General features: G+C 34.9%; 13 protein-coding genes and 1 pseudogene. 2 read left to right on the top strand and 12 right to left on the bottom strand.

Annotated elements, in window-relative coordinates:
* Positions 1–5: 5 nt before the first annotated feature.
* Complete coding sequence (gene uvrB / locus A8B35_RS12220) at positions 6–2,006, top strand: excinuclease ABC subunit UvrB (RefSeq protein ID WP_075603053.1); 2,001 nt, start codon at positions 6–8, stop codon at positions 2,004–2,006.
* Between the two features lie 47 nt (positions 2,007–2,053).
* On the opposite strand, the gene A8B35_RS12215 is transcribed toward uvrB, so the two are convergent.
* The 4 genes from A8B35_RS12215 to A8B35_RS12200 form a co-directional block, all read right to left on the bottom strand.
* The gene (locus A8B35_RS12215) at positions 2,054–3,031 is read right to left on the bottom strand and encodes an ROK family protein (RefSeq protein ID WP_075603052.1); all 978 of its coding nucleotides are present in this window, start codon (positions 3,029–3,031) and stop codon (positions 2,054–2,056) included.
* A gap of 208 nt (positions 3,032–3,239) precedes the next feature.
* Entirely contained in the window at positions 3,240–4,655 is a 1,416-nt protein-coding gene (gene xylE / locus A8B35_RS12210) for a D-xylose transporter XylE (protein WP_075603051.1), read from the bottom strand.
* Between the two features lie 89 nt (positions 4,656–4,744).
* The gene (gene xylA, locus A8B35_RS12205; RefSeq protein ID WP_075603050.1) at positions 4,745–6,070 is read right to left on the bottom strand and encodes a xylose isomerase; all 1,326 of its coding nucleotides are present in this window, start codon (positions 6,068–6,070) and stop codon (positions 4,745–4,747) included.
* Between the two features lie 33 nt (positions 6,071–6,103).
* A complete protein-coding gene (locus A8B35_RS12200) occupies positions 6,104–7,585 on the bottom strand; it encodes a xylulokinase (protein WP_075603049.1) in 1,482 nt (493 codons plus the stop codon).
* A 184-nt stretch (positions 7,586–7,769) separates the two neighbouring features.
* Between A8B35_RS12200 and A8B35_RS12195 the strand changes: the two genes are divergently transcribed.
* The gene (locus A8B35_RS12195) at positions 7,770–8,222 is read left to right on the top strand and encodes a hypothetical protein (RefSeq protein ID WP_075603048.1); all 453 of its coding nucleotides are present in this window, start codon (positions 7,770–7,772) and stop codon (positions 8,220–8,222) included.
* 14 nt (positions 8,223–8,236) lie between these two features.
* Here the strand turns inward: A8B35_RS12195 and A8B35_RS12190 are convergent, their stop codons facing one another.
* The 8 genes and pseudogenes from A8B35_RS12190 to A8B35_RS12155 all read right to left on the bottom strand — a co-directional run bounded on the left by A8B35_RS12190 (position 8,237) and on the right by A8B35_RS12155 (position 17,961).
* Positions 8,237–9,481 carry a DEAD/DEAH box helicase gene (locus tag A8B35_RS12190; RefSeq protein WP_075603047.1) on the bottom strand — a complete coding sequence of 415 codons (1,245 nt, stop codon included), beginning with the start codon at positions 9,479–9,481 and terminating at the stop codon, positions 8,237–8,239.
* Between the two features lie 217 nt (positions 9,482–9,698).
* Complete coding sequence (locus A8B35_RS12185; RefSeq protein WP_075603046.1) at positions 9,699–10,583, bottom strand: hypothetical protein; 885 nt, start codon at positions 10,581–10,583, stop codon at positions 9,699–9,701.
* 456 nt (positions 10,584–11,039) lie between these two features.
* Positions 11,040–11,282: pseudogene (locus A8B35_RS12180) on the bottom strand (DNA-binding domain-containing protein); the annotation flags it as partial.
* 37 nt (positions 11,283–11,319) lie between these two features.
* The gene (locus A8B35_RS12175; RefSeq protein WP_075603044.1) at positions 11,320–11,589 is read right to left on the bottom strand and encodes a hypothetical protein; all 270 of its coding nucleotides are present in this window, start codon (positions 11,587–11,589) and stop codon (positions 11,320–11,322) included.
* A 590-nt stretch (positions 11,590–12,179) separates the two neighbouring features.
* A complete protein-coding gene (locus tag A8B35_RS12170) occupies positions 12,180–13,001 on the bottom strand; it encodes a hypothetical protein (RefSeq protein WP_139314879.1) in 822 nt (273 codons plus the stop codon).
* Between the two features lie 84 nt (positions 13,002–13,085).
* Positions 13,086–14,066, bottom strand: a complete 981-nt coding sequence (locus A8B35_RS12165; RefSeq protein ID WP_075603042.1) for a hypothetical protein — start codon at positions 14,064–14,066, stop codon at positions 13,086–13,088.
* The gene (locus A8B35_RS12160) at positions 14,057–16,939 is read right to left on the bottom strand and encodes a hypothetical protein (protein ID WP_075603041.1); all 2,883 of its coding nucleotides are present in this window, start codon (positions 16,937–16,939) and stop codon (positions 14,057–14,059) included. The genes A8B35_RS12165 and A8B35_RS12160 overlap by 10 nt, the downstream gene beginning before the upstream one ends.
* Before the next feature lie 2 nt (positions 16,940–16,941).
* Entirely contained in the window at positions 16,942–17,961 is a 1,020-nt protein-coding gene (locus tag A8B35_RS12155) for a PAAR domain-containing protein (RefSeq protein WP_075603040.1), read from the bottom strand.
* Positions 17,962–18,081 lie beyond the last annotated feature (120 nt).

The raw sequence follows: 18,081 nt of genomic DNA, 5'->3' as shown, positions 1-18,081 counted from the left end.
CTCTTATGGATTTTAAAATAATATCAGATTTCAAGCCCACTGGCGATCAACCTGAAGCAATAAAACAGCTAGTTGAGGGAATCGAAAAAGATGCTAAACACCAAACACTCCTAGGTGTAACTGGATCTGGTAAAACTTTTACAACTGCAAACGTAATTGAAACAGTAGAAAAACCGACCCTTATTTTATGCCATAACAAAACATTAGCTGCTCAACTATATGGAGAATTCAAACACTTCTTCCCTGATAATGCAGTAGAATATTTTGTTTCCTATTATGATTACTATCAGCCTGAAGCTTACCTCCCGGTAACTGACACCTATATTGAAAAAGATTTATCCATAAACGAAGAAATTGAAAAGCTTAGGTTAAGTGCATCATCTACCCTATTATCTGGAAGAAGAGATGTTATTGTTGTATCATCTGTTTCGTGCCTTTACGGTATAGGTAACCCAGAGGACTTCCATGCTAATGTTATTGAAATAAAAGTAGCTGAAGACATTGGTAGAAACAAACTATTGAGATTATTAGTAGATAGTTTATACTCACGCAATGAAGTAGAATTTAATAGAGGGAACTTTAGAGTAAAGGGAGATACTGTTGAGATTTATCCAGCTTATGCAGATGATGCTTATCGCATAAGCTTTTGGGGCGATGAAATAGAAGATATCTCTATATTTGATCCTCTTAATGGAACTACCATCTCTCAACGAGAAAACATTAGTATATATCCTGCTAACCTATTTGTTACAACAAAAGAAAGAACCCAATTAGCCATTCGTGCCATACAAGATGAATTAATGGAGCACATTACTCATATGAAGGACATTGGTAAACAACTTGAAGCCAAGAGACTTGATGAACGTGTCAACTATGATTTAGAAATGATTCGAGAATTAGGCTATTGTCCTGGAATTGAAAATTACTCACGCTTTTTTGATGGACGAGAACCTGGCACTCGCCCTTTCTGTTTAATGGATTATTTCCCTGATGACTTCCTTCTTGTAGTAGATGAAAGCCATGTAACTATACCGCAAATTAGAGCCATGTACGGTGGCGATAAGTCCCGCAAAGAAACCTTAGTTGAACATGGTTTTAGACTTCCTGCTGCAATGGATAACCGACCTCTAAAATTTGAAGAGTTTGAAGAAATTGTTAATTCTGCTATTTATGTAAGTGCCACACCTGCCGATTACGAAATAGAAAAAAGTGAAGGTGTAATTGTTGAACAGGTAATTAGACCAACAGGACTCCTGGATCCTGTAATTGATGTACGACCAAGCATTAATCAAATCGATAATTTATTAGAAGAAATCAGAAAACGTATAGAATTAAACGAACGCATATTAGTTACCACCCTAACAAAAAGAATGGCTGAAGAACTATCTTCTTACCTCGATAAACTAGATATAAAATGTGCTTATATACATTCTGATGTGGATACTTTAGATAGGGTTGAAATTATGGAAAACCTCAGAAAAGGAATATTTGATGTTCTTGTTGGGGTTAACCTACTTAGAGAGGGGTTAGATTTACCTGAGGTGTCTTTAGTGGCTATACTTGATGCTGATAAAGAAGGATTCTTAAGATCTGAGCGGAGTTTAACCCAAACTATTGGACGAGCAGCCCGTAATGTTAATGGTTTAGCCATTATGTACGCTGATGTGATTACTAAATCGATGCAAAAGACCATTGATGCAACCAACCATCGCCGTGAAAAACAATTGAAATATAACGAGAAACATGGCATTACACCTACACAAATCAGAAAAAAAGAAACTAATGTATTGGGTAAAGGAACCAATGCCAAAGCATATGTTGAACCTGAAGGTATAGATATAGCTGCCGATCCTGTTGTTGAATACATGTCGAAAGAAGCATTAGAAAAAGCCATTAAGAAATCTAAGACCTCAATGCAAAAGGCTTCAAAAGAACTTGATTTTATAAGTGCAGCACAATTTAGAGACGAAATGCTTAAGCTACAGGAGTTATTAAAAACCAAATAAAAAAAAGGGCATAAAGCCCTTTTCTTAAGATATCTAAATAGTAAATTTTATTTATTTAATTCTCCGTAAACCAATGCACTTGCTCCAACAATAGCAGCATCACCACTATCTAAACTCGATTTAAGCACTTTTACTTTTCCTTTAAATATCGGAAGTAAATGCTTTTCAAGGTTTTCTATAATTGGATTAAAAATTAAATCTCCTGCTGCTGTTGGACCTCCAAATAAGAATACAGCTTCAGGACTTGTATGGTGAACTGTATCTGCAATAGCTTGCCCTAAATAAGCCCCTGTTTGTTCAAATACTTCAGAGGCAACTTTATCTCCAGCTTTAGCTGCATCATAAATCATCTTTGAATTTAACTCTTTAAAACTTTTATCAGCCAATAAACTATCTGTTGCATTATAATGTGCTAATAACTCAAAAGCAGTTCGTTTCATACCCGGAGCTGAAGTATAGGCCTCTAAATGACCCTTTGCTCCACATCCGCAAACTCGTCCATTAGGAATTAATGCAGCATGACCACACTCACCTGCAAAACCATCTGCACCATAAACCAACTCACCGTTTACAACTAATCCACTTCCGACACCTGTACCTAAGGTATACATCACAAAGTTTTTCATTCCCTTTGCACCACCGTATACCATTTCACCAATAGTAGCTGCATTAGCATCATTAGTCAATACGATATTTTCTAATTCAGGAAACTCCTCTTTTAGTAGATCTACAAATGGTATTATACCCTTAAAAACAAGATTTGGTGCATGTTCTATGGTTCCTCGGTAGTAATTTGCATTGGGTGCTCCAACTCCAATACCTAAAATCTCAATCTGATCATTAACCCCCTTAACATGGTTAATTTGTATGTGAATCGCCTTAGCAAGCTTGGCAACATATTCTTTTGCGCTTCCTTTATCCGGAGTAGGGATTGAATCCTTAGCTAAAACTTTTCCGCTTTCATCAACTATACCGATGGCAGTATTTGTTCCGCCAATATCAACTCCAACTGATACTTTTTTCATGCTTTTACTTTTAAAATAGTTTTTTGGTATTGGCCTATATACTTAAATTATATAGAACCATTTTCAAATGTAAAAAAAATATGGTGATATTGTAAGAATTCCTTAATCAGATTTAAACATAAAAAAAAGGTAACCCAATGTGCATTCACATTGAATTACCTTTTAGGGGTAAAAAGCAACTTTTCTTTTTATAGAACTATTGTTCTAACTATTTTGTCCAGAGATCTTCCATCTCTTCTAATGTTTTACCTTTGGTTTCTGGCACCCATTTCCAAACAAATACGGCAGCTAACACTCCCATTACTCCATAAATCCAGAATGCGAAACCATTATTGAACTTATCAGTTAACCAGGTACTATCATTCATCATTGGGAATGTCCATGAAACTAACCAGTTAGACACCCACTGACATGCTACCGCAAGCGCTAAGGCTTTACTTCTAATTTTATTAGGGAAAATTTCAGCCAATAACACCCAACAGACAGGACCCCAACTTACAGCAAATGAAGCTGTATATGCCAACATGCAAATTAGTGCAGGCATTCCTACATTCTGCGAATAAAATAAGGTTCCTAAAATACCCATTGAAAGTGCCATACCTACAGCACCAATAATCATCAAAGGCTTACGCCCGAATCTATCAACAGTAAGTATAGCAACTACTGTAAAAGTAAGATTGATAATACCTACAATGATGGTTTGCATTAATGCTGCATCGGTACCAGATCCCATTTTCTTGAAAATCTCTGGTGCGTAATACAGTACCACATTAATACCAACAAATTGTTGAAATGCAGATAATAATATTCCGATTACGATGATGCCTATTCCGTATGATAATATATTTCCTGAGTGACTTTCAACCGTATTTTTAATATCAGCTAAAATAGCTTTAGCCTTTTCTGTTCCGTTAATTTTACCTAATACCTTAAGTGCGCTTTCATCTTGTCCACGCAGTGCCATAAAGCGAGGCGTTTCTGGAACAAAAAATAAACAAACTAAAAATAAGGTTGCAGGAATCATCTCTGAGGCAAACATATACCTCCAACCAATTTCATTTAACCAATTATCATCACCAGAGCTTGCAATACCATAGTTAACAAAGTAAACCACAAGCATACCGAAAATAATAGCAAACTGGTTGAATGAAACTAAAGTTCCTCGTTTGTCAGCCGGAGCAATTTCTGAAATATACATTGGAGAGATCATAGAGGCTAAACCCACTCCTACTCCACCAATAATTCTGTAAACTATAAAATGCCATACAAAGGTATGGTCAGCTTCGCCAAATGAACGTATTCCAATTTCGGGAAATGCAGATCCTAAGGCTGAAATAAAAAATAAAATGGCTGCTACAATTAGTGTATTTTTTCGACCGTATTTAGAACTTAGTAATCCTCCTAATATACCCCCAATAATACATCCAATTAAAGCACTCGAAATAATAAATCCCTTAAGGGAGTTTGCTGCCGTTTCTTCTAAACCAAGCGGTTCAACAAAGAAATCTCCCAAAGAAGAAGTTGTTCCTGAAATAACAGCTGTATCGTACCCAAAAAGTAACCCTCCTAGTGTTGCCACGATGGTTATCAAGATGATGTACATTGAATTTTTTCCTTTTTCCATATGTAGATTGTAATAAAAAGTGATTTGGTGTAGATAAAAAATAAGCCGAAACGGTGATCAAATCGTTTCGGCTTCATTTAGTATAAAATCTACATATACCAGTTTAACATTTGCTCGTAAAGTTCTTGCTTGCCGCTTAACATTTTCGGCTCACCAACTTCTTTACCTATTTTGTATAAATCTTCTAAAGTTAATTTACCATCAGCAAAAGCTGCTCCGTTACCAGCATCGAATGAAGAGTAACGTGCTGTTCTCATTTTTAAGTAATCAGACTCAGAAAGTATTTTATCAGCAATCACTAACGCTCTTGCAAATACATCCATACCACCAATGTGTGCGATAAATGCATCTTCTTGATCTGTAGAGTTACGACGAACTTTAGCATCAAAGTTGATACCTCCATCAACTAAACCACCACCTTGTAATACCTCAAGCATTGCAGCTGTAGACTCAGTAATGTTTGTTGGGAATTCATCTGTATCCCATCCGTTTTGATAATCTCCTTTATTAGCATCAATTGACCCTAACATATTGTTATCAGCAGCTACTCTTAATTCGTGCTCCATTGTGTGTTGAGCTAAAGTAGCGTGATTTACTTCAATATTTAATTTAAAGTCTTTATCTAAACCATAGTTTCTTAAGAATCCGATAACCGTATGAGCATCTTGATCGTACTGATGTTTAGTTGGCTCCATTGGCTTAGGCTCAATAAAGAAAGTACCTTTAAAACCTTGCTTACGAGCATAATCGCGTGCCATACCTAACATTTGTCCAAGGTTATCTAACTCTTGTTTCATGTTTGTATTATGAAGACTCATGTAACCTTCACGTCCTCCCCAGAATACATATCCAGTACCACCTAACTCGATAGTTGCATCGATAGCATTCTTAATTTGAACACCTGCATTAGCTACAACATTAAAATCAGGATTAGTTGCTGCACCGTTCATATAACGAGGATCAGAAAATACATTGGCAGTACCCCAAAGTAATTTAACACCTGAAGCTGCTTGTTTTTCTTTAGCTACATCAACAATTTGAGATAATCTTTTTTCAATCTCTAAAACAGATCCGCCACCAACAAGGTCAGTATCGTGGAAACAATAATGAGGTACACCCATTTTTGTGATAAACTCAAAAGCTGCATCCATTTTTTGCTTTGCAGCATCCATTGGATTTGAAGCTTTATCCCATTCGAAGACTTGAGTTCCTGGTCCAAAAGGATCGCCACCATCACCACAGAATGTATGCCAATAAGCAATCGCAAAACGTAGGTGCTCTTTCATTGTTTTACCAGCAACTATGCGATTCTCATCATACCACTTAAATGCTAAAGGATTCTTTGATTCTGGTCCTTCGAATTTAATTTTATCAATTCCTTTGAAATACTCTTTATTTCCAATTAATACGTCCATGACTTTATTGATTTTAGATAGTATATTATTTTGTTATAATTTATTTAATGCTTGTTTCCACTTTTCGTAAGCTTCTTTAGTAGCTTCCACTACTGATTCATCGGGCTTAATTTCTTCTAATTTCTTTAATCCACTAAAGGCTTCCTCAAAAGATTTGTATATTCCAATTCCAACACCCGCGCCTCTGGCAGCACCAGCAGCACCATCGGTATTATAAAGCTCAATAGTAGCACCTGAAACATTTGCTAGGGTTGACTGAAAAATAGGACTTAAGAACATGTTAGCCTTACCTGCACGAATTAAATCGGTTTTAATACCCATTTCATTCATAATATCCATTCCGTACTTGAACGAAAATGCAATACCCTCTTGAGCCGCTCTGTACATATGAGCCGGAGTATGAATATTAAAATTAAGATGATTTACTTGTGCACCGTAATCTACATTTTTAAGAATACGCTCAGCACCATTACCAAAGGGAAGAATAGTAAGACCTTCGGCACCAACAGGAACTTTAGCTGCCAAATCATTCATCTCGGGATAACTAATTTCACCTTTACCGACATTTTTATTCATCCAAGAATTTAAAATGCCCGTTCCATTAATGCAAAGTAAAACACCTAAACTATTTGATGGCATTTGATGATTAACATGCGCAAATGCGTTTACTCGCGAATCATCATCGTATACATTTTGATCTGTTACCCCATACACAACACCTGAGGTACCGCCAGTTGCAGCAACTTCACCAGGATTTAGTACATTAAGTGAAAAAGCATTGTTTGGCTGATCACCAGCTCTATAACTAACTTTTACACCTTTAGGTAAACCAAACTCTTCAGCCATATTATCCAACAGTGTTCCTTGGTCTGAGAAGGATGTCATTGTTTTAGGAATGAATGATTCATCAAAACCATAATAGTCCATCAACTTATCTGAAATTGCATTTTTAGGAAATTCCCAAAACACACCTTCTGATAAACCAGAAGCTGTTGTAACCGCATCACCTGTTAAGCGAAGTGCGATATAATCTCCAGGTAACATAATTTTATCAATCTGAGCGTATAACTCAGGTTCATTATCTTTAACCCACTTTAATTTTGAAGCCGTAAAATTACCTGGTGAATTTAACAGATTTTGCAAACACCAACTTGGTCCTAAATCTTTAAAAGCTTTATTTCCAATTTCAGCAGCTCTACTATCGCACCAAATAATTGATGGCCTGATAACAGCTTTATTTTTATCAACTAAAACCAAACCATGCATTTGATACGAGATACCAATTGCTTTAATGGTTTCTTTTTTAACATCAGGATGCGAAACAGCCTTTTTGCATGCTTCTTTTAAGTTGTTAAACCACAACTCAGGCTCTTGCTCTGCCCAGCCAGGTTTCACAGCCTTAATTTCCATTTCCTGCTCAGGGTATTGAGCTGATGAAACCGTGTTACCACTTGCTACATCTAACACCGATACCTTGACCGATGAACTTCCAATATCAAATCCTAATAGTTGCATATTTTATCAATCTGTTCTGTACTGTTCTGCTTGCAAATTTATAGTAAATTTTCATATCTCCAAATTTTTTAACATTCAATTTTTGCAATTAGATTTTTGATTGCGATTTAACGCAGAATTGATGGTGGTTTAATACCAAGTACACCTTGCTTTAATAAATTAAATAGAACAATAAACCACTATTATGAAAACTATTAGAATACTTTTTACAGCCTTACTTACTATTTATATATCAATATCTTGTAGTAAACAAGAAGGCATTATAGACGAACCCATTATAAGAACTGGAGTAGTACTATTTGGAACAAAACCGTATTATGAGAATGACACGCTGTATTTCGCAGTTAAAGTTCTATTAAAGTCGGAGGAAGATGTAATTAACGTTGGGTACGAATTAAAAGAAAACGACCAAGTAATTGAAAATAGCAATACTCAAGTAGTAAGACAAGGTAATACTCCTGATGATGTTTTAGAAAGTATGGTAATAAAAACTCACCTACCAAAAGCAAAATATGAAGGCAGTAAGATTACCGTTATTTTAGACCCAATTAACTTTATAAAGATGGAAGATAATTTAGCTATTCAAAAAGAAGAATCTTGGAAAACTTATATAATAGAAATAAAAAAGGCCGATTAACTCGGCCTTAACTATTAATATTTCTTCTTTTTCTTTTTCAGTTTTTGCTGCTTTTCATTTTCGTCATGTTCAATCATTAACGATTTCCAATCGGCATGAGCTTCGGCTGAAAAATCAATGGTGTGATCATATTCTTCGTTATCAATGGCAATACGCTTAATATCTTTACCCAAGAAGCTTTCTATCTCTGCTAAAATCTCCTTTTCCTGCTCACTGCAAAAACTTACAGCTCTACCCTTAGCTTTACCCCTACCGGTTCTACCTACTCGGTGTACGTAGTTTTCTGATAAATCAGGCAAATCATAATTCACAACATACTCAACACCAGGAATATCAATTCCCCTGGCACTAACGTCAGTTGCAATTAACACTTTAACTTCACCTTTACTAAATAAATCAAGCACCTTTTTACGTTGGCTTTGCTCCTTATCGCCATGTATTGAATCTGCTACAACACCTACTCTTTCCATGGCTTTTACAACACGCTCTGCCCTTACCTTTGTTCGCACAAATACAAGTACTTTGCTTTCTTCGTTTTCCTTAATTAAACGCTCTAAGAAAAACCTTTTATCATCCATATTAATATGGATAACTGAATGGTCAATATTTTTTGCAACGGGATCTTTAGGTGAAATTTGAATACGTATGGCATTTTTCACTAAAGAATAGGCTATCTTTTTTATTACCTCGTTTATAGTTGCCGAATAGAAAAGTGTTTGTCTTTTGTTAGGAAGTTTAGTAACCAAACCTCTAATATCGTTGATAAAGCCCATATCAAGCATTCTATCTGCCTCATCTAATATTAGAGTCTCAACACGATCGAGGTTAATAAAACCTCTACTGGCCAAATCGAACATACGACCTGGTGTGGCTATTAAAACATCAATTCCTTTCTCTAACTTTGCGATCTGAGGTTCCTCTTCCACTCCGCCAAACACAGCGTAAGACTTCACATTTGTATGCTTACCTAGCTCTTCAAATACTTTATTAATTTGAACCGCAAGCTCACGAGTGGGCACCATTATTAAACACTTAATACCCTCAGCACGACCTTTAATTTTACGAACTTGTATATTATGAATTACAGGAATGGCAAAAGCAGCGGTTTTCCCGGTTCCAGTTTGTGCAATAGCCAAAACATCTTCACCCTTCAATACTGGAGGAATCGATTTATATTGGATATCTGTGGGTCTTTTAAAACCCATTTTAGATAAACTAATTTTTATTTCTTCTGCTATATGATAATCTTCAAACTTCATAATTACTCTTGTATTAAGCTACAAAGATAGGGTAAGTTTTAGGTATACAAAACCTTTTAAATTTAATGCATATGAATAGCCTAAAAAAGCAATAGGATGATATTGGTATACGTTTGAACCTGACGGGAATGAACTAGCGCATTATCCTTCAATAGGAGTGCCTATATTCCCATTTTTATATTGTACCAGAAACAAACCTAAGATTGATAAATGAGTTTTAAGGTTTTAATTTATCGATGTGATTATTATAATTCTCTATTGGCTTATTTGCCTCACTGCACGAACTTCCTAATGTGATTAGATCCACCTCTCTTTCGCGTTTGCACGATTTGATTAAACCAGGGCCAAACCATTGAAACAAAGCGAACAGTATTAAAAAGGCATAAATTCCTATGCTCAGAGAATTAAGCCCTTCACTTTTGTTCTCATCTACGTTCTCCTTTGGTATACTTTTATTAATGTTATTGTTGCTTATAATCAATGCACCCTCTTCTGTATTTTGTACACTAGCTTCCTCTTCCTCCTTTGAGGTAAAATATTCTTTAACTTCATCTATTTTCTTCTGCAATGCCTCATCATCCATTTCTTTAATGGAATAATCAGGCTCAAACTCAGGAATAAATTCGGTCATTTTATAACCAGGATCCATTAAAATAAAGAAGCCATTGAAGCTTGAAGACAAGTGTTTGAATGTAAAACGAATTTTATTACCTCCAGTATTTCTATAGTATTGAGTACTATCAACAATTTCGCACCAATCTTCCTCGTCTTGCCATAATGCGTTTAATTGTAGAGAATCGGGTATGATACCACGATTTTTTAGAGTTATTTCAACTTCATATTTATTGCTTAGTTCTAGTTTCTCAGCTTGCTGTATGCAAATTTTCTTTTCTTGCATATTATTTCCAGCTAAAAGATAAGGTGTGGGCTTAGCTGCAGTATTTTGTACCTGTAGCAACATAATACTATTGCCTACAGTGCTAGGTTCCTTATTAGCACTCTGGAAAAGATCATAATACATATAATCTATCTCATCAAAATTGTAGATTTCGGGGTTGTCATAACACCATTGTTTCATAAAATTAAATTTAGTATCTGCCATAGCAGAAGTTTAGTTAAGCCTATTTATATAATTCATAAATAGTATTTGTATTCAATAATTATAATAAGTAGTTACCATTCATACTCTTGCTAGCACCCAATGGTTTCAATATTCAACTTTCTTCCTTGGAACAAAGTTATGGTTAATTCACTGTATACTCATCTGTTATGGCTAGGGTGCAAGGGCTCTGAAACCCCCTGCTCGTAATCGGCTTGGCGGTATGGATCAAAGGCTTTGCCACGGGGCAAAGGTGCATACTGGTAAGCGTGGCAATTGGTTTTCCTGGCATATGGGTAATCTAATTTTTTTTATAAATATAAAATTATAGGATATCGTACATACCCATGTTACTTTATCAAGAGGTACGATGGCCTACCATCGGAGTGCCCGATGAATAGCTATCGAGATGTCCGATGAGTAGATATCGGAGTGCCCGATGGTAGGCTATCGGGTATATTATACTACAGTTAGTATATGGTCAAGTACAATGGTGCGTGCTTGTTTTAAAAACGAACCATCTACATCAGCTACACCCAGCACCTCTACATCTGCATTTTGAAACTCCGCTAAAAATGCACTATTGGGTCTTAGGTTAACCTTAAGCTTGTTTACATCTTTATTAAAATGTGCTGCTTTGCCTATAAACACGCCAGTAACAGAAGGCGAGGCTCTAAATAGAGGTGTTGTTACGCTGTAACCGTCTTTTAGTTTTCTATTAGGTTAATACTTCGGGTTCCTAATCATAAAATGCTTTCTTTCGTTCTTCTTCTAATATTTTGCGAGCGCCAAGTGCGCCAATTAAACCTATGGGTACAAGTATAAGCGACGATATAAAAAATATGCGTGCTCCAATAACTGTATTCCCTATTGCAATGGTTAGTATCCCGAGTATATTGAATAATGCTACAACACCCACAACATAGGCTAAAACCAAATAATCGGGGTTATAAATAAATGATATTCCAACTGCAATATGTATTATTAAGGCAAGGATTAGTTGTTTCATGTTTTTAGTTCTTTTACATCTAGGTTTTTTATATCAATTGTTACACTATGGCTATTTGTATGGCTTGGGCTTTCATTTACTATAGCAGCCCATTCCTTTTTATTTATATTTTTTTAAAGTCTAGTACATTATCATTTGTTTACCATCTACCTATTCTTTTTCTTTCTGCTTATTGCTCTGGAGTTGCTTCTGGTGTATCAAAAGTACTTGGAAAAAAGGGGAGCGGGATTTGCGATTAGTTGAGTAACCATGTTTTATCAAAGTACCACTACAATAATTGCATATTTTCATTCCACCAACACTTTTGATACATGAGGGGCTAGATAATTCCATATTAGGCGTTTTTAGAGCATAACAGTAATTGTTTTATGGTATCGCTTAGGTTTTATTGACATTCAATTACCATAAACCAACTTTGATTTTCAACATATTAAACGACTCTAAAAGAAAAAACAACACTTTTGATACATTACCAATACTCATAACCCAACTACTATATAACACTAAAACAACCATTAATCACATTACGATTTTTTGTATAGTGCTTTGTAAGAGAATCGTAGGAAATACAATACACTGTATATTACAAGCTAGCGCTCTATTCTGACCGTAAAATCATAAATCTTATTTTCCTTTTTTAATGAATCATAGTGGAACAGTAATTCCTCCATTAATTTAGTTTTCTCCTTATGGGTGCAATAAATTTCAAACATAACAGTATACTCATCAATGTCATTACTTCTTTTTGAAGACTTAAAAAGATGTGGTTTATATTTTTCAAAATTCTGTTTTATTTCTGAAACTAAGGGACGAATAGAAATACCTTTATAATGAGCCGTGTTTATAATACTTATTATATCCTTATTGGGTATTGATGTAATGGTAGAATCTAGGTAGTGTAAAACATCATTAGGATTTACACCTCGAATTTCACACATTTCTGTGTGCATTTTAAAAGTCAATACCTTCACTGAAAGAGCCTCAATGCCATAAATAAAAAGACTGTCTACTCCATATGTGGAGGAAATCATCTTTTCTTGTTCAATTATAAACTCATGATTTAATGGACAACACCCTTCTTTTATAAACAGTTCGAAACGTCCCTTATCCTCAAATAATTTTGCAATTGTTTCTTTTACAATAGTGCTGTCATTAAAGTGGTATATTAATACACATGGGATATAGACTAACAAACCAATTTTTGCGAATCTACTTGCTACTTTTAAAAATAGCCTGGTTAATAAAACAAATGCTATTAAAGAGATTGTTATTGCTAAAATTACTTGCCAGTTTTTGAAGTACACAATACTGGTTTGCTCTATCAATATTATGCTTAATAAAAACTGTATAAATGGAGCAAATAAAATTACCTTACGTGTAAAACCGGTGCTCTTATTATCTGAAATATCCATTCCCATTATTTGTTATATCGTAACCTTTTAAATATATAAAGTTAGAAGACTGAAGCCCTATCTTTCTTTATAACTTCTGACTTCCTAATACCCTAATGCCTCCAATTTCTTTTCACAAAATTCTCTACGCGCAGGAGGCAAATCTTTTAAGCCCTCTCGTGCTTCTTGGTATTTACCTTGATAAATTAAAAAATAAGGATCATTTGCTAAATTGCTACGTACATAGGTAGGATTAGCCAACTTTTGAAAGAACTTATAAAAGTTACGATAACGATCATCTAATCTACCTTCAATGATTTCTCGTAGTATTGGTTTAAAACGATCTAAACCTCGTACAAACACTTTACTAAAACACTTATAGCATGGTTCAATATCTCTATTTTCAAACCCCTTGCAATTTACATCTTTTATATATATATATATTAAATGCATTGGATACTGCCAGCACCAATAATAAGTCAAACTTCCTTCCTCAGCTAAATCAGGTTCAACAAGTAATTTATATTGATTAAAATCCCTAGGAGGGGAGTACTTATTATAATAATATGTTTTTCCTCCCTTTATCAACAAATCTTTATCAACAATTAATTCATTAAAATTATATCCATAGCCCCATGCACCTTGCTTCACCTTCTTACCAATAATTGCTATAGAATCATTCCAATCAAGAATTTCCATATTGGCAGGTAATTCTTCTTCATTAACTAAGAATTTTTTAATTTTAAAAAGTTCTTCATTAGAATATTCTTCTTGATTTGGTTGATAATATTTATATATCAATCCAACACCTGTTTGCAAGCCAATTAAAGCAAAAAAAAAGTACATCATCCACTTTTGCCATTTTTTAGCAATTAAAAAAAATATTCTTACCAAAAAGTATACTCCAAAACTGAATGCTAACAAAATAAAAAAATCGTAAGCACTATCGTTTAATCCCCAGAATATAAAAGCCTCTAATGAATTAAGCCACAATAGTAATTGAAGAAAGGGAGCCATCAACAGTACCTTTCTCATAAAACCTGAATAGTCAGGTACTTTATTGCTTTTTGTAAGTTCTATTCCCATGAGGCTGCTATTTCTTTAATTGGTTTAGATAGTTTTTGAAGTGTTGAGTTATTAAAATCCAACTCCACCTCTCCGGTTATTTTATCAACATCTTTGTCAAAGATAAATTCATGTTTAATTTTTTTAATTACATCATTAGCATCTTTTTCAACGTATAGCGGATTTTCATGTATTTTTTCAAGATGAACAAGCGTATCTGGATAATCTAATTCACCTTTATAAAATTGCTTTTGGGCCTGATCTTCTTTCGAATTACCAGATGTGATTGTACTATATGGATTACTATAAATAGCATGACTCTCAGCACCACGCGCAAAACCATAAGCCTTTATGTTTTTAAATTTAACAATAGCATAATCAGTAATTATACCCGGCTCAATTTCAATAATAACTTTTGTACCTAAGGTAGTATCACTAAATTTAGCTTCTACAAAAAACTCACACATAATTTTATTAATCGCATCAATTTGTTTGGAAGTGATTTTGATTTTATAATCTTCAGTTATTTCGTTTGGATTATCATTATTTAACAAGCTTACTATTTCATTATTAGATTTTAGTTTTTTAAATAAATCATAATCTTTCACTAAGCTAGTTTCATCCCCAAAGATACTCTCTTCAATCCAATCTTTAATTGCTTTATTATCCCAAAACCAAACTATACCTAAACCTACAGCTTCAACCACCACACCACCTACCACTAATGCAGCAGCAGGTATAGATAAAGAACCTAAAGAAACTGTTGCTGTTGCTCCGCCTGATATAATTAATCCAGCACCAAAAGCGGTAATGGCACCACCAGCACCATAAAGAGCAAAACCTGTAGCTACACCTGTTTCACCGTGCTTCATGGCATCAAAAGCCGAGTCCATACCCACAAAGCAATCAATAGCGCCAGAAATTACCTGAAGTCCGGGTACTACCTTGCCTGAAATTACAGCACTACTTGCCCAGCTATTTTTATGAATAACCTTAAACATTAAGTTGCGCGAGGCTCCATTAGAAAGTACCTCAGACGAAAAATCCATAACAGCACCAATAAGGCATGCCATATTTTTGGCTTTATTTTCCTCATCAGACACCAAAGCTTTTACGGTAACAACAATATTAACCGCCTCCATAAACGCAATAAACTGCCCCAGTTTAACACCATTCATTTTCGAACTAAATGCCTTATTTAAAGAAACTGTATCCATTACTTCGACCGTACTCGCAATGTTTTCTAATGGTTTTATTATTGTAGTACTTAGTACACCTTTGGTATTATGCATATAATCTACAATACGTCCCATTGTTTTAAAAAAGCCTTTAGCCTTTAAAAATTTCATAAGGACCGGAGAGGTAGAACTAATTACACCAAGAATTGCCTGTTCACTTTTACGCACTGAGGCTTGGCCTTCGGAAATAACATCCTGATTTAACCAGTTTTCTTTGAGTATAATACCAGCTAAAGGCACTTCTCCATTACTTGTACTTACTCCTTTTGTGCCATCAATATTATACAGATGGTTTAAAATACTCTCTGGATTCTTCAACTCTGCCTCAGCATAATCATTTCCTTGCCTGGTTTGAAACAAATACTTAAGTGCATCAGCATATGTCTCTAAAGCATAATTCTGACTCTTTTTATTGTCAGATGATAAATAATTTAACATGCATTGATTAAACTCTTTCGATTTCAACCAATCAACTAAATTTTCCGCTCCGTAATATACTTTATGACTGTACAAAATTGATTCGTCTCGATAGGCATTATTCCAAATATCCATTCGCTCCATAGAAGCGAAGCGTTTTAAACTACTATCCTTTTGAATCATGGTTTTTATAGTAGTATATATAAAAAGCTGCTGAACCCTACTTTCTGTATTTTCCCAGCGTTCCTTTTCCTCAAACCTCTTTTGAAATATTTTTGTCCTGCGTTCAAGTTCTTTTAATGGATTTGCATAATAAAATGCTACACCTATATTGTATCCTGTAAAAGGTACAGATGACAAATTATAGTTACTTATCGTTACGCTTTTGTTACTATTACGAAGGTCAGATAATATTATAGCGCCGGCTCGTGTATCATTATTTAAACTACTTATTGATATATTAGAATAAGGGGCATATCTGCAATAATCCGATGGGATTAACTTACCTATTTTACTGCCAGAATCGCCAAAAATTCGAGCTTTCGAGAGCATCTCTTCTGAGAAAACAAACTTATACTGTTCTTTTTCGTTTCCATTTTCATCATAGTGCCTATATATCATACCACAAGGACGCTCTGGGCTCACTGTGTTTTCATGAGAGCAATCTCTTTGAGTTACTTTTACTTCTTGATACTTACCTGACTTAATAACAAATGTAAAAACTAATTTATCATCTTTATCAAAAAGGTATACATAGCCATTCTCCACTTTTGTATATTGCGTTTTATCTCCATCAACAAACCCTCTTTTCCCTATTTCACCGTGTTGCAACTCATAACCAGGTTCAAACTCTTTCCAGTAATAGTTTTTATAATCTTTATATTCTCTTATTTCAAAAAATAAATGTCTACTCAATTTATTAATGTAGTTTACATTTGGTTCTTCCTCCTTTTCTCTCGAATCTGTAACTGTAAGATTATACCCATTCCAATTACCAACAGTTATTGTTTGGGTAACTTTTAAATAATACTCGACACTATCAATTAGTATGATTGTTTCACCTACCTTTAATGTTTTATTTTTTAAGCTTGTTTTTAAGCCAATTTCAATCTCTTTCAAAAGATAGGACTCATCTTCCTCTACATATTCGTAAGCATCATTATGCAATAACACTTCCTTTGCAAGGCTAACATAGTCTTCCTCTTCTTTTATAGTGTATTTATAAGTATTAAATTCCATGGTTATTCTCTTGCTATAGTTACAATATTACTCTCTTTAGATATTACAATCGGATAGTTTTCAGAAGGTCTTATTTTATCTAGTTTAACATACCCTTCTTCATCCAATTGCCCTTCCAACATCTCTCCATTAGGTAAAAGAATCATATAATCATAATTCGATAACACCTCTCCAGTTTCTTTATCAACGGCTTTTATTACTAAACTATCCTCTACGGTAAGGATACCACTTTCAACCGTTTCTCCATCACTATTGTCATATTTAAATACAATTTCTGGCAAAGTATATGCTTTCTGCTGCATCTCTTCAACGCTCTGACTATCTTCTCCATCTTCGAAACACTTAACAGCCCATGATATCTCTATTTTTCCATCTTGTACTTTTCCACTTTGAGACCCTATTAAATTATCTCCATTATCCTCATCCTTTTCATATATTTTAAAAGCAATATATCTTTCTTCATCTATACCTGAAGCATCAGCACACAAAGTTACCTCATCATTCACTAAGGAATTTTCGATTATATTTTCTTCCTTTTGCCACCTTAAATTTGAAACAATCATTGGCTTCTGTTCGACCGCATCCTGGCGTATTTGCTCCTGATTGGCTTCGGCTTCTTTTAAATCGGATGATTTACCGCGAGCAGCAGCTCCTGCTTTATCGTAAAATCTAATTTCAGGAAACGGAATTTTTTTTAGTGGCATGGTTGCCTTTGCCCCAGGTGTTGCCGAGCCTACCATAACGGTTGGTTCGCCCATAACTACTGAACCACCATGGGCTGTCATGCTACCCAAAGTAGCCACGGGTGTGCCATTAATCAATACAGTTGGTTCGCCTTGAGCAATGGTATCGGGTGGGCCGGTGCATACACACATATCGCCCATAAGGGCAGCGGGTTTTCCGTTTATTAATACGTTTGGTGCTCCGGGGCCTACAATGGGGCCGCCTACGTGTGGTATGTAGCCTGTTACCATTGGGCATACGTGCATACTGGTGAGCGTGGCAATTGGTTTTCCTGGCATAATTTAAATAGTTTATTGCTAATACATTATATAGTGCTCAAAAAACCACGTGTCCTTTTTTAAAAACCACACGTGGTTTTTATAAAAACGTAACGTGGTTTTTGTTAAAACCACGTTACG

The organism is Saccharicrinis aurantiacus (genome assembly GCF_001660705.2).
Taxonomy (GTDB): Bacteria; Bacteroidota; Bacteroidia; order Bacteroidales; family Marinilabiliaceae; genus Saccharicrinis; species Saccharicrinis aurantiacus.
Note: the sequence above shows the minus strand (reverse complement) of the source record. Positions and strands in the feature narration are given on the sequence as shown.